Here is a 13,856-nt window from a genome sequence, read left to right as displayed (position 1 = left end):
CTGAAATGGCGCACCGCCGGGGTCTACTAATTATTCTCTCCTCGCCTTCAGGGGCGGGAAAGTCCACTTTGGCGCGACGGCTGATGGCATGGGACAGCGACCTGGAGTTTTCGGTGTCCGCGACGACCCGCGACCCGCGCCCCGGAGAAGAGCATGGGCGCGAGTATTACTTCCTCAGCGAGGATGCCTTCAGACAGCAGGTGTCCGAAGGTCAGATGCTGGAACATGCCCACGTGTTCGGCAACTTCTACGGCTCGCCTTCAGGACCGGTGCGGGAATCGATCAATGCAGGACGGGATGTGTTGTTCGATGTGGATTGGCAGGGCGAGGTTCAGATCAGGAACTCGGATATGGGAAAGCACGCGCTGTCGATCTTCATTCTGCCCCCATCGATTCCCGAACTGCGACGCCGGCTGGAAACACGTGGTCAGGACAGCGAAGACGTAATCGTCAAACGCATGCTCAAAAGCTGGGACGAGATCAGCCACTGGGGGTATTACGACTACGTTCTGGTGAATGACGATCTGGATGCAACCGAAGACAAGCTGAAGACAATTGTCAGCGCTGAACGGATGCGACGGATCCAGCAGCCCAGCCTACAAGACCATGTAAGAACCCTGCAAAACGAATTTGAGGGATTGTCATGACACTCTACGCCTTGGGCGAGCACACGCCGCAGATTCACGAAGACACCTGGGTGGCACCGGATGCCAATCTGGTCGGGAAAGTTGTCCTGGAGAAGGGTGCCTCGATCTGGTTTGGATGCACGATCCGGGCCGATCATGAAGAGATCCGTGTAGGTGCTGGCAGCAACGTTCAGGAAAACTGCGTCATGCATATCGACGCCGGATATCCTTTGATCATCGGTCAGAACTGCACCATCGGGCACAAGGTTATGCTGCATGGCTGTACGATTGGTGACAACACCCTCATCGGAATGGGTGCCATCGTTCTGAACGGCGCGAAGATCGGAAAGAACTGCTTGATTGGGGCAGGGGCGCTGATCACTGAAAACAAAGAGATCCCCGATAACTCCCTTGTTATGGGTTCGCCCGGTAAGGTTGTTCGACAACTGGACGACGCTGCTGCGAGGAAAATTACGTTTAGCGCGCTACACTATCAGGAAAACATGCGCTTGTTTCGTGAAACGTTGACACAAGTCTCTTAGGTACTTTGACAATCAGAGTTCCAAATCATGTCCACAGACTTACTTGAAGAATTAGTGTCAGCCATTCCTATGCCCGCATTGATGGTCGATCAGACCGAACGCATTATTGCGGCCAATACGGATGCGAAGACACTGCTCAGCCAGAATATTCAGGGTCGGCACTTCGCCACCATTCTCCGGCAACCACAGGTGATCGAGGCGATGGAGCAATGCCTGCGCACCAAAGGTCCCACCAAAACACGGCATTTGTCGAATGACGGGGCACAGGACACGACATTTGAGGTTCAATGCCGCTACATGAACGGCGTTGGTACCGTATCTGGTGGGGCAGTTCTGGCGATCTTTCAGGATGTCACACATCTGGATCAGGCCAGTCAGATGCGCCGCGACTTTGTGGCAAATGTCAGCCACGAATTGCGCACACCACTTACCGCGCTGATGGGGTTTATCGAAACTCTGCGGGGGCCAGCCCGCGATGATGATGCCGCGCGGGAACGGTTCCTGCAGATTATGGACGAAGAAGCCAACCGGATGAACCGCCTGGTCGGTGACTTGCTGTCCCTGAACCGGGTAGAAAGCGAAGAGCGTGTGCGTCCCAAGGAAGAGTTGGAACTGACAGGCTTGTTGCAATCGACATTGAATTCACTGCGGCCCCTGGCGGAAGATGCCGGTGTATCCTTGTCGTTGAATGCTGTGGCTGGTCCGATCTCGGTGCCCGGGGATAGCGATCAGTTGCGGCAGGTCTTCACCAACCTGATTGAAAACGCCATCAAGTACGGCGGAAGCGGCGAAAGTGTTGAGGTTCTGGTCTCTGCCTCCGAAAGGGACACGGCGATGCGAGGACCCGCAGTGCGCGTGCAGATCATCGACAAAGGCCCGGGAATCGATGCCGTCCACTTGCCCCGCCTAACCGAGCGATTCTATCGCGCCGACAGTCATCGGTCGCGGCAACTGGGCGGAACCGGTTTGGGGCTGGCGATTGTAAAACACATCGTGAATCGCCATCGAGGACGTTTGCGCGTGGAAAGTGATCTGGGAAAAGGGTCTGTTTTTACGGTGATTTTGCCGCGCTAGGCTTCTTCAAATATCTGAACCAATGCCGTCAGCCTTCCCTCAACCCAAAATGATTTTTGTCATCATACCGGTGAAACTCGCCGCTTGTCATGAAACCGTTACACACTTGTCACAAAAGGCTTACGCACGATCCATAGGGGTGCGCTCAGGATCATCATGGGGGTGATCGCAAATGTACTTTCTCAAGGAGACTGAAATGTCCTTTGCAAAACTGTCGGCTTCGGCTCTTGCCATCGCTGCTGTGTCCGCAACAACTGCTGCTGCCCGTGACAACGTTCAGGTTGCAGGGTCGTCGACCGTGCTGCCGTACGCATCGATCGTTGCCGAGTTGTTTGGAGAAAACACCGACTTCCCAACGCCTGTTGTCGAATCGGGTGGTTCTTCTGCCGGCCTGAAGCGTTTCTGTGAAGGTGTTGGTGAAAACACCATCGACGTTGCAAACGCATCACGCGCCATCCGCGAAAAAGAAATCAAAGCCTGTGCCGACAACGGTGTTACCGACATCATGGAAGTGCGCATCGGCTATGATGGCATCGTGTTCGCCAGCCAGCAGTCGGGTCCTGCATTCACCGCGTTCCAGCCGGCCGATATCTACAACGCCATCGGTTCCAAAGTGATGAAAGATGGTGCGTTGGTTGATAACGGCTTCAACAACTGGGCCGAGTTCAATGGCGACCTACCTGACGTTGAAATCGCAATGTTCATCCCCGGCACCAAGCACGGTACCCGCGAAGTGTTCGAAGACAAGGTTCTGCTGGCCGGTTGTGAAACCACAGGCGCAATGGAAGCCATGATCGCTGGCGGCATGAGCGAAGACGATGCCGAGGACGCATGCCTTGACGTTCGGACCGATGGCAAGTCGGTTGATATCGACGGCGACTACACTGAAACTCTGGCGCGTATCGACACCAACCCGAACGGCATTGGCGTGTTTGGTCTGGCGTTCTACGAGAACAACACCGACAAGCTGAAAGTCGCGACCATGGGCGACGTCGCACCGTCGACCGAAACCATCGCGTCGGGTGAATATCCGGTTTCGCGCCCGCTGTTCTTTTACGTCAAGAAAGCACATATCGGCGTGATCCCCGGCTTGAAAGAATACGCTCAGTTCTTCGTCGCTGACGAAATCGCTGGCGGTTCCGGCCCGCTGGCCAATTATGGCCTGGTGGCAGACCCTGAACTGGCGTCGACGCAAGACGCGATTGCCAACGAAGCAACCATGGGTTCCGGCAGCTAAGCCGGACATTGGTCTGACATGGTGTGGGGCGATCTGAACGGCGCCCCACGCTTTTCTCGAATTCCCCAACCGGACCAGTGAGGGTGGCATGCCAATACTCTGGCTTTTTCTGATCGTCATGGCGATCGCAGCAATCGGGTACGTGCTCGGGTGGTCTCGTGCATTGCAAAGCGCCGGAGGCGACAGCCGCGATCTGCACTCCCTGCCGGTGTTCTACGGCGCAAATGTTGCTTTGAAGGCGGTTGTACCAGCCTTTGGTCTGCTGATCATTTGGCTTCTGGCGCAACCACTTTACGTTTCCTCTCAGGTTTCTCAAACAATCCCTGACAGTGTCATCAAAGAAGGCTCATCACGTAGCCTTGTGATGGCCGAAGTTCGGCGTACGGCGTTTGGATTGGACAACGCCGTTGCACAAGGCGACATCACCGAAGAACTGGCCCGAAACGCCCGTGCCGACGTTGCGGATATGACGCAGCGCCTCAAAGATGCCGGGCAAGTTGTCACGTCGAACATCACACAGCCAGTTCTCATGGCGGCACAAAGTTACCGGATCTTGAATTCCACCGGCTACTTTATCATGTCGATTGTCGTGATTGCCGCTGCGCTGCTAGGGGCGGCATTCAGCTGGCGTCAAACCCATTCCGAGTACCGTGCACGCAATGTTGTCGAACAAGGTATTCGCGTTCTGCTGCTGGCTGCTGCGTCAATCGCCATCCTGACAACAGTCGGAATCGTCCTGTCGCTGGTCTTCAATACGTGGGAATTCTTCAAGCTATACCCCGCGACCGACTTCTTTTTTGGCCTGACCTGGTCACCGAGTTTCTCGGGGCGTGGCGGGTCATCTGCTTTGGGTGTTCTCCCGCTGCTTTGGGGCACGCTTTACATTTCGATCGTCGCGCTTTTGGTGGCTGTTCCGATCGGCCTGTTTGCCGCGATCTACCTGAGCGAATACGCCTCGCCCCGTGTGCGCGCCTTTGCCAAACCGCTGCTTGAGGTGCTCGCTGGTATTCCCACCATCGTCTATGGCCTGTTCGCCTTGCTGACGGTCGGCCCGCTTTTGCTGGGTATTTTTGGTGATGGCGGGTTGGGTTGGATGAAAGCCGGGACAGCCGTGATGACGGCGGGGCTGGTTATGGGCATCATGCTCATTCCTTTCGTCTCATCGCTGTCGGACGACATCATAAATGCGGTGCCGCAGGCGATGCGCGATGGGTCATATGGATTAGGCGCTACGCAGTCGGAAACCATTCGACAGGTGGTTCTCCCCGCCGCATTGCCGGGCATTGTTGGCGCGATCCTGTTGGCCGCGTCACGTGCCATTGGCGAAACCATGATTGTGGTGCTTGGGGCAGGCGCGGCCGCGCGCCTCAGCCTCAACCCGTTCGAAGCCATGACAACCGTGACCGCAAAGATCGTCAGCCAGCTGACTGGTGACGCCGATTTCGCCTCACCAGAAGCGCTTGTGGCGTTTGCGCTTGGAATGACACTCTTCATCATCACGCTGGGCCTGAACGTCTTCGCCCTCTACATCGTGCGCAAATACCGGGAGCAGTACGAATGACCGACGCAAGCATGCCAACCCCGGAAACGGGCCGTCACTCTGTCTCGCTTACGGCACCCGATGCGCGGACGCGCAAGCGTGCGCAAGCCGAAAAACGGTTTCGGGCTTACGGGATCATTGCGATTGCAACCGGCTTGTTCTTTCTGGTTGTCCTTTTCACATCGATCCTGTCGGAAGGCATTCCGGCGTTCAAGCGCACGGTTGTGAGCGTGGAGTTCATACTGACCCAACAGGACCGCGAAGAGGCGGAAAGCGAGCTGTTCAAGACAAAGGCGTATTCTAACCTGTTCGTCACCGCGCTCAAAACCGAACTGGATGAACGCGGCTTGAATGTCGACATCAACGAAGACGCCATCGAACGCCTGTTGGGCAAGGTTGGCGGCACGATCCGTACGTTCTACAGCGAGAACCCCGGCAAACTCGGGCAGCCGGTGCGGTTTGATCTGGCCGCATCCAGTCGGGTTGATGGATACTACAAAGGCCGCGTGACACGAGAGGCGATGCAAGACAGCAGGTTCTTGCAAAAAAGTGACCTTGACCTTGTGGATGCGATGGAAAAAGCGGGGATCATCAAACAGGCATTCAACTGGCCCTTTATCACAGGCGCGGATTCAGGCGTCGACAATCCGGGCGGTGCAGGTATCGGGGCGTCCGTTGTCGGGTCCTTTTTCATGATGCTGGTGGTTCTGGCCCTTTCCCTGCCAATTGGCGTCGCGGCCTCGATCTATCTGGAAGAATTCGCGCCGCAGAACCGGTTTACCGATCTCATTGAAGTCAACATCTCGAACCTTGCTGCGGTCCCGTCCATTGTGTTCGGTATCCTTGGTCTGGCGGTTTTCATCCAGTTCATGCACCTGCCGCAATCGGCGCCGCTAGTTGGCGGATTGGTTCTGACACTGATGACATTGCCGACAATCATCATCTCAACACGCGCGTCGCTTAAGGCGGTTCCGCCGTCGATCCGGGATGCGGCATTGGGGGTAGGGGCCTCGAAAATGCAGGCAGTCTTCCATCATGTTTTACCGCTGGCGGCCCCTGGTATTCTGACAGGTACCATTATCGGTCTGGCACAGGCACTTGGTGAAACCGCGCCGCTGTTGCTGATCGGTATGGTAGGCTTTGTGGCGCGAGGATATCCGGATGGGTTTGTTGCGGGTTTCACCGAAGCGAACTCGGCCATGCCAGCCCAGATTTATACCTGGGCCTCGCGCGCTGATGTTGCCTTTTACGAAAAAGCCTGGGGTGGGATCATCATCCTTCTGATGTTCCTGCTGACCATGAACATTATCGCAATTATCCTGCGCCGGCGCTTTGAACGTCGCTGGTAAATGGGGGATGTTACAATGAACGATATGACGCGAGTGGAGAGACAAGTGGACACCAACAAGATCAAGCTGGAGTGCCGTGACTGCCAGGTCCACTATGGTGAGACCCACGCGATCAAAGACGTGAACGTCGATATCGAAGACAAGACCGTGACGGCCTTTATCGGTCCGTCCGGCTGCGGCAAATCCACGTTTCTGCGCTGTTTGAACCGGATGAACGACACAATCGACATTGCCCGCGTCAAAGGGTCGTTCAAACTGGATGGTGAAGACATCTACGACAAGCGTGTCGATCCGGTGCAGCTTCGCGCCAAGGTCGGAATGGTTTTTCAGAAACCAAACCCGTTTCCCAAATCGATCTACGACAATGTCGCATATGGTCCGCGTATTCATGGCCTTGCCAAAAACAAGGCAGACTTGGACGACATTGTCGAGAAATCTCTGCGTCGCGGTGCGATCTGGGACGAAGTCAAGGATCGCCTGGATGCACCGGGCACTGGCCTGTCTGGCGGTCAGCAACAGCGCCTGTGCATTGCCCGCGCGGTGGCAACAGAGCCAGAAGTTTTGTTGATGGACGAGCCCTGTTCGGCATTAGACCCAATCGCAACAGCCCAAGTCGAAGAGCTGATCGACGAATTGCGCGAACAGTATTCGGTTGTGATCGTGACGCACTCGATGCAACAGGCCGCCCGCGTCAGCCAGAAGACGGCTTTCTTCCATCTGGGCAGTCTGGTTGAGTTTGGCGAAACCGGTCAGATTTTTACCAACCCTGTAGACCCCCGCACGGAAAGCTACATCACCGGCCGGATCGGCTGAGCATAGGTAATTAGAAATGACCGATAATCAAATGTCCGACCAACATATCGCATCCGCTTTTGACCGCGATCTTGAAACCATTCAGGCCCATATCATGAAGATGGGTGGCCTCGTTGAGGAATCGATTACGGGTGCTGCACGCTCGCTCGAAACCCGAGACGAAGAATTGGCGCAAGAAGTTCGCCAGAAGGATAAGGCCATTGATGAGCTGGAAGAGCTCGTCAACGAAGAGACCGCGCGATTGATCGCATTGCGATCGCCGACAGCCAGTGATTTGCGGCTTGTCCTGTCGGTGATGAAAGTCTCAGGCAACCTCGAACGTATTGGCGATTACTCAAAAAACATTGCAAAACGAACCACGGTTCTGGTCACTGCAACGGAAATCAACGGCAGCGCGGCAGCGTTGCGCCGAATGGCTCGCGAGGTAGAGATGATGCTGCGTGATGCACTGGATGCCTACATCCAGCGCGATTCTGAACTGGCGTCAGATGTCATCGAGCGTGACCAGGAAGTGGACCAGATGTACAATGGCCTGTTCCGCGAGTTCCTGACCTTTATGGCAGAAGATCCGCGCAACATTTCGGCCTGTATGCACTTGCATTTCATCGCCAAAAACATCGAGCGTATGGGTGATCACGTGACCGCTATTGCAGAACAAGTCGTCTACCTGGTGACCGGCGAACGTCCGGCCGAAGCCCGGCCCAAAGCTGATAACACATCGCAAACTGTCTAGAGGACGAAGGCAATGTCTGCTGATCAACCGAGTGTACTGGTGGTCGAGGATGAGCTCGCTCAGCGCGAAGTTTTGGCATACAACCTTGAGGCCGAAGGGTTTCGCGTCTCAAAAGCAGCCAGCGGCGACGAAGCGATGCTGCTGGTCGACGAAGAAAGCCCAGACATCATCGTACTGGATTGGATGATGCCCAATCTCAGCGGTATCGAGGTATGCCGACGCCTCAAGACCCGGCCGGATACACGCTCCATCCCGATCATCATGTTGTCGGCCCGTTCTGAAGAGGTCGACAAAGTGCGCGGGCTGGAAACCGGCGCAGATGACTACGTGGTCAAACCGTACTCGATCGTGGAGTTGATGGCCCGTGTACGGACCCAGCTGCGCCGGGTTCGCCCCGCGACTGTAGGGATACGGCTGGAATTTGATGACATTGTGCTGGATTCTGAAACCCACAAGGTCAGCCGCGGCAGTATGCCGTTGAAGCTTGGTCCGACTGAGTTCCGTTTGCTCAGCACATTCATGGAAAAACCCGGCCGTGTCTGGAGTCGCGAGCAACTGCTGGACCGGGTCTGGGGGCGCGACATCTATGTCGATACGCGCACCGTCGACGTTCATATCGGACGGCTGCGCAAGGCGTTGACGCAACATGGCGGTGAAGATCCCGTACGCACGGTGCGCGGAGCAGGATACGCCTTGGGCTGAAGTGATCGGGCAGGGGCCTTTGCTACGGACCCTGGCCCATGACTTTTACTCATGGGAAGGTGCGAAACTCTTGCTGTAACTTTCAGCGGGCGCGCGGTAGGCTTTGGCAAAATTGCCAACCCCGGAGAAGTCCCATGAACGCCCCCAGCACCAAACCAACCTTGCGCGCCAAGGATGCGCCCGATCTGGGGCAGTTTGCGTGGGATGATCCGTTCCGTTTGGCCGATCAATTGACCGAAGACGAACGCATGATCGCCGACAGTGCGCGGGCGTACGCGCAGGAAAAACTGCAACCCCGCGTGACCGAGGCGTTTCAGAACGAAGAAACCGACCCCGGAATCTTTCGGGAAATGGGCGAAATGGGCCTGTTGGGAACGACCATTCCTGAAGAATACGGCGGCATCGGCGCGGGCTATGTCGCCTATGGCCTGGTCGCACGTGAAGTCGAACGTGTGGATTCCGGCTATCGTTCGATGATGTCGGTGCAAAGCTCTCTGGTGATGTACCCGATCTATGCCTATGGCAGCGAGGAACAGCGCCAAAAGTATCTGCCCAAGCTGGCCAGTGGCGAGTGGATCGGGTGTTTTGGCCTGACCGAGCCGGACGCAGGGTCTGACCCGGCGGGCATGAAAACCCGGGCCGAGAAGATTGACGGCGGCTACCGATTGACCGGCAGCAAGATGTGGATTTCGAACTCTCCGATCGCTGACGTCTTTGTTGTCTGGGCGAAATCAGCTGCCCATGACGGCAAAATTCGCGGCTTTGTTCTGGACAAAGGCCTGAAGGGTCTGAGTGCACCCAAAATCCAAAACAAGCTAAGCCTTCGCGCATCGATCACCGGTGAAATCGTTCTGGACGGTGTTGAAGTGGGCGAGGGCGCATTGCTACCTCATGTGCAGGGCCTCAAGGGACCGTTTGGGTGTCTGAATCGTGCCCGGTTTGGAATCAGCTGGGGTGTTATGGGCGCTGCGGAATGTTGCTGGCATGCGGCGCTTCAATATGGGCTGGATCGCAAGCAATTCGACAAACCATTGGCGCAAACGCAACTGTTCCAACGCAAGCTCGCAGATATGCAGACCGAGATCGCTTTGGGCCTGCAAAGCAGCTTGCGCGTCGGTCGCCTGATGGATCAGGCCGAAGCCGCGCCGGAGATGGTTTCTATTGTAAAGCGCAACAACTGCGGAAAAGCGTTGGACATCGCGCGGATGGCGCGTGACATGCACGGTGGAAACGGGATTTCGCTTGAGTTTCAGGTTATCCGCCACATGGTCAACCTTGAGACAGTGAACACCTATGAGGGCACGCATGATGTACATGCGTTGATCCTGGGGCGGGCACAGACAGGATTGCAGGCCTTTTACTGAGCTATAGTATAATGCGTGTAATTGGTATTATGGTAAATATACGCCATTACACTGCACTTTAATTTTAAAACCAACGCCTTACCATGCAGTGTTGAATCCGAGATTTGGAGCGTCACATGGATCTGAACAGGAAAACTGTTGTCGTCACAGGCGCCGCACAAGGTATTGGCAAAGGTCTGGCAGAACGATTTGCACATGAAGGCGCAAGTGTCGTTTGTGCGGATATCGACGATGCCGGAGCGCGTTTGGTCGCGGAAGCCATCGGTGGACATGCCCTGCGCTGCGACGTCTCCAGCGAGGATGAGATTAAATCTCTGATCGAACACGTCGAAAACACAGTCGGTCCGATTGACCTGTTCTGTGCAAATGCCGGAATTCTGACGCTTGGCGGTCTGGATGTCCCGGATGAAGACTGGGATCGGATCTGGAAGATCAACGTAATGTCCCACGTTTGGACAGCGCGCCATCTGGTTCCTCGGATGACCGCGCGCGGTGGCGGATACATCATGACAACCGCGTCAGCGGCCGGCTTGCTGAATCAACCTGGCGCGGCTCCATACGGCGTCACAAAGCATGCAGCGGTCGGATTTGCCGAATGGTTGTCGCTGACCTATGGGCACCAGGGCCTGCGGGTTTCAGTTTTGTGCCCACAAGCAGTACGATCAGAAATGACCCGAGGACATGAAAATTCGGTGGCCGCAATCGACGGCATGCTAGAGCCTGAAGACGTGGCGCAAGCCTGTGTTGATGCGATCCGCGAAGAACAGTTTCTGGTTCTCCCACATCCTCAGGTGTTGGATTATATACGGCTGAAATCTGATGATTACGACCGATGGCTTGGAGGAATGATGAAGTTAAATCAGGTGTTTGTCGAGAATACCTAAGGTTTCTTCTGCGCTCTGCGCATAAGGCCTTCTTGCGCAACAGAAGCGACCAAAACGCCATCTTCGGTGTATATCGACCCGCGATTAAAGTTCCGCCCCTGCCCCGACCACGGCGAATCCATTGCATAAAGGTGCCAGTTCTCAAAATGCACCGGTGCGTGAAACCAGATGGTGTGGTCCAGACTGGCGCCATTGACCTCGCCGGTAAACCAGCTCAGCCCATGTGGGCGCATTCCCGAACTCATCAGGTTCATGTCCGAGGCATATGCCAGCAGCAAATGCTGTGTTTTTGCGTCCGCCGATGCGGCGGCTCCCATTCGGAACCAAATCTGATTGCGATCATCCGATACCGCCGGGTTGAACGGATCCAGATGATCGACTTCCCGGACTTCGATTGGGCGTTCGCGGATCAGCTCGGATCGCATTCGTTCGGGCACGCGATCCAGGTACTTCTGTCGCAACTCCGTTCGTGCCGGATAGTGTTCCGGGGTATCCAGATCCGGCATAGGGTGCTGATGATCCCAACCTTCGTCTTTGATGTGAAACGACGCGGACATGTTCAGAATTTGCTTTCCATGCTGAATTGCAACCACCCGCCGCGTTGTAAAAGAACCTCCATCGCGCGCTCTATCAACCTGATAAATAACGGGAATGTTTGGGTCCCCCGGGCGAATGAAATAGGCATGCAGCGAATGACACAGCCTGTCGTCGACAGTGCGATAGGCCGCTGCGAGTGCCTGAGCAATCACCTGTCCACCGAAAATACGCGTCGGGGTTTCGCCACCTGATCCGGTGCCGCGAAACAGATCAACTTCAAGACGTTCAACGTTTAGAAGATCAAGAAGAATGCGTTCGGCTTCGGTCATGGTCTACTCATCAATCTTTGGTCTCACTTGGCGTATCAGCCGCCGCGGCATCAATCAATCATCGCCGCAAGGACAAGCGCCTTAAGCTCTGCACGTGACGGGTATGAACTGGACGGTGACAACTGGGTAAAGAAAACGGCAGTCAGGTCATTTTCCCGATCAATCCAGAAATAGGTCGATGCCATGCCGCCCCAGCTGAAATCTCCGACGGATCCGGGCACGCGGACCCTGCCCGGGTTCAAGACGACGGAACCGCCTAGGCCAAAGCCCATACCTTCCATCGGTTGCTCGGCAAAGCTTTGCGGTCCCATAGATGCAATGTCGCCCGGTAAGTGATTGAGCATCATAAAGTCTACGGTCTTCGGTCCCAGCAATCGGTGACCGTTTCCAGTGCCTCCGGTCCGTAGCATTTCGGCAAACCTTGCGTAATCGTCGATTGTGCTGATCAATCCTCCACCACCGGAAAAAGTAGTCGTGTTTTCAAAAGGTGAATGTCCGGCGCGATCGACAAGACGCAAGGTATCCGTGCCTGCATCGGCTGAATTCAACGCCATCGCGTCACCTGCTAGCGGAGTGTAAAGCGACGCAAATCGATCCCCTGCCCCTGTTGTGACCGAGAACCCGGTGTTCCGCATGTTTAGCGGTGCAAAAACCTCTTGCTCAAAGAACACATCCAGAGACTTTCCCGAGACGACCTCGATCACGCGCCCGAGCACATCTAAACTGACCGAGTATTCCCAGCGGGTTCCGGGTTGAAAGGCCAGCGGCAGATCAGCCAAATCAGCCACTCGGTCCTTTAACAGACCCTGATTTGGCTTAAACAACAGGTCTTGGTCGTCCATCGCGGCAGGTAACAGCCCGGGATTGAACGGGTAACTGAAACCAGCGGTGTGCGTAAGTAGCTGGTGCACAGTCGGTGTTGTAGCATTCTGGGTTTGGTCCAACCGCTGCGCATCCGGAACAAGCGCCTGCATGTTGTCGAAGCCTGGAATAAAATCTGATAGAGGCGCATCCAGATGGAACAAACCCTGTTCTGCCAGCATCATGATCGCAACAGACGTCACGGGTTTGGTCATTGAGTAGATGCGAACCAGCGTATCCCTTTCAAACGACAGGTTGTCTTCAACGTTTCGCAATCCGGTCGCATGGAAAAACACTTCGCGACCTTTGCGAAACACCACCACCGAACTGCCTGCGTATTTCCGCTGATCAACATAGCTGTCCATCCATGTGCAGATGTGGTTCAGCCGTGTCTGTTCAAATGTCGTATTTACGTCGGGCATTGAAGATCGAACCTCATATGATCTGCTACGATCATGGTTGCTTGGGCGCTGAAACAACAGTGAAAATTGCAAGCCCCGGCAACTGACGTCTGGGCCGATTGCACTGGGTACAGCGGCTGTTTCAAGTGTTAGACTACCGAGGTCTCAGATTCGCCATACGCTCTTGCAACCCGACGATTTGCCGTCTTTCCGGAGGACCAACATGGCCCAAACCATCGATTTCGTCTTCGATTTTTGCAGTCCCAACGCTTTCCTGGCCCATAAATTGTTGCCGGGTCTGGCCAAGCGGCACAAGGTTGCGATCAACTATGTCCCGGTGCTGTTGTCCGGCGTGTTCAAAGCCACCAACAACCAAAGTCCTTTTCATGCGTTCTCGGAAAACCGCCAGAAATCGGCCTATCTGACGCATGATCTGCACCGCTTTGCCCGTCGCCGCGGGTTGAACTTTCACATGAGCCCGCATTTTCCCTTGAACACACGGTTTGCAATGCGTGGCGCTTACTTTGCTTCTGGAAAATCATGGGAAGTCAAATATATAGACGCCATATTTGATGCGATTTGGGTGCATGGTCAAAAGGTTGACGAGATGGGTGTGCTAACCGAAATTCTGCACGAGAATGGGCTGCCGGTTCGTAAAACACGTGAGGCGATAGGAAGCGCAGACACAATACAAAAACTGAAGGATCGAACCAAAGCGGCCGTCAAGCGCGGTGTATTCGGGGTACCCAGCATGTTCATCGGTGATGAGATGTTTTTTGGTAAGAACAGCCTTGCGAACCTTGAACTTGAGTTGTCCAATTCGAAGTAGGCCGTATAAATGTTTGAAAACAGTATGTTACCTCA

General features: G+C 55.2%; 14 protein-coding genes. 12 read left to right on the top strand and 2 right to left on the bottom strand.

What is annotated here, in order from left to right:
- Window positions 1–5: 5 nt before the first annotated feature.
- The 11 genes from gmk to ACR0BU_RS06400 all read left to right on the top strand — a co-directional run bounded on the left by gmk (window position 6) and on the right by ACR0BU_RS06400 (window position 10,864).
- On the top strand, window positions 6–647 hold the full coding sequence (gene gmk, locus ACR0BU_RS06450) for a guanylate kinase (RefSeq protein WP_480735816.1): 642 nt from the start codon (window positions 6–8) through the stop codon (window positions 645–647).
- A complete protein-coding gene (locus ACR0BU_RS06445; RefSeq protein ID WP_480735574.1) occupies window positions 644–1,168 on the top strand; it encodes a gamma carbonic anhydrase family protein in 525 nt (174 codons plus the stop codon). The genes gmk and ACR0BU_RS06445 overlap by 4 nt, the downstream gene beginning before the upstream one ends.
- A 27-nt stretch (window positions 1,169–1,195) precedes the next feature.
- Complete coding sequence (locus ACR0BU_RS06440) at window positions 1,196–2,242, top strand: sensor histidine kinase (protein ID WP_299889875.1); 1,047 nt, start codon at window positions 1,196–1,198, stop codon at window positions 2,240–2,242.
- Window positions 2,243–2,438: 196 nt separating this feature from the next.
- Window positions 2,439–3,479, top strand: coding sequence for a substrate-binding domain-containing protein (locus tag ACR0BU_RS06435; protein WP_480735573.1), 1,041 nt, complete (start codon window positions 2,439–2,441; stop codon window positions 3,477–3,479).
- Window positions 3,480–3,567: 88 nt separating this feature from the next.
- Complete coding sequence (gene pstC, locus ACR0BU_RS06430) at window positions 3,568–5,040, top strand: phosphate ABC transporter permease subunit PstC (RefSeq protein ID WP_480735571.1); 1,473 nt, start codon at window positions 3,568–3,570, stop codon at window positions 5,038–5,040.
- On the top strand, window positions 5,037–6,368 hold the full coding sequence (gene pstA / locus ACR0BU_RS06425) for a phosphate ABC transporter permease PstA (RefSeq protein WP_480735570.1): 1,332 nt from the start codon (window positions 5,037–5,039) through the stop codon (window positions 6,366–6,368). The genes pstC and pstA overlap by 4 nt, the downstream gene beginning before the upstream one ends.
- Before the next feature lie 15 nt (window positions 6,369–6,383).
- Window positions 6,384–7,181 carry a phosphate ABC transporter ATP-binding protein PstB gene (gene pstB, locus ACR0BU_RS06420; RefSeq protein ID WP_298935470.1) on the top strand — a complete coding sequence of 266 codons (798 nt, stop codon included), beginning with the start codon at window positions 6,384–6,386 and terminating at the stop codon, window positions 7,179–7,181.
- A 31-nt stretch (window positions 7,182–7,212) separates the two neighbouring features.
- Window positions 7,213–7,914, top strand: coding sequence for a phosphate signaling complex protein PhoU (phoU, locus tag ACR0BU_RS06415; RefSeq protein WP_298935744.1), 702 nt, complete (start codon window positions 7,213–7,215; stop codon window positions 7,912–7,914).
- A 12-nt stretch (window positions 7,915–7,926) separates the two neighbouring features.
- Window positions 7,927–8,616: a phosphate regulon transcriptional regulator PhoB gene (phoB, locus tag ACR0BU_RS06410; protein ID WP_298935472.1), complete on the top strand. Its 690-nt coding sequence runs from the start codon at window positions 7,927–7,929 to the stop codon at window positions 8,614–8,616.
- Between the two features lie 134 nt (window positions 8,617–8,750).
- On the top strand, window positions 8,751–9,980 hold the full coding sequence (locus tag ACR0BU_RS06405) for an acyl-CoA dehydrogenase (protein WP_480735567.1): 1,230 nt from the start codon (window positions 8,751–8,753) through the stop codon (window positions 9,978–9,980).
- Between the two features lie 116 nt (window positions 9,981–10,096).
- A complete protein-coding gene (locus ACR0BU_RS06400) occupies window positions 10,097–10,864 on the top strand; it encodes an SDR family oxidoreductase (protein WP_480735566.1) in 768 nt (255 codons plus the stop codon).
- On the opposite strand, the gene ACR0BU_RS06395 is transcribed toward ACR0BU_RS06400, so the two are convergent.
- Both ACR0BU_RS06395 and ACR0BU_RS06390 read right to left on the bottom strand, forming a co-directional pair.
- Window positions 10,861–11,730 carry an acyl-CoA thioesterase gene (locus ACR0BU_RS06395; RefSeq protein ID WP_480735564.1) on the bottom strand — a complete coding sequence of 290 codons (870 nt, stop codon included), beginning with the start codon at window positions 11,728–11,730 and terminating at the stop codon, window positions 10,861–10,863. The two genes, ACR0BU_RS06400 and ACR0BU_RS06395, sit on opposite strands and share 4 nt — an antisense overlap.
- A gap of 50 nt (window positions 11,731–11,780) precedes the next feature.
- Complete coding sequence (locus tag ACR0BU_RS06390) at window positions 11,781–13,013, bottom strand: serine hydrolase domain-containing protein (RefSeq protein ID WP_480735562.1); 1,233 nt, start codon at window positions 13,011–13,013, stop codon at window positions 11,781–11,783.
- Between the two features lie 202 nt (window positions 13,014–13,215).
- Here ACR0BU_RS06390 and ACR0BU_RS06385 point away from each other — a divergent pair, with 202 nt between their 5' ends.
- Window positions 13,216–13,821 (top strand): DsbA family protein, encoded by a 606-nt coding sequence (locus ACR0BU_RS06385; RefSeq protein ID WP_480735560.1) that lies wholly within the window; start codon window positions 13,216–13,218, stop codon window positions 13,819–13,821.
- Window positions 13,822–13,856: the final 35 nt, after the last annotated feature.

This window comes from Ruegeria sp. CK2, assembly GCF_056536585.1.
The sequence above is the reverse complement of the archived record's forward strand: the minus strand, read 5'-3'. Positions and strand labels throughout refer to the sequence as shown.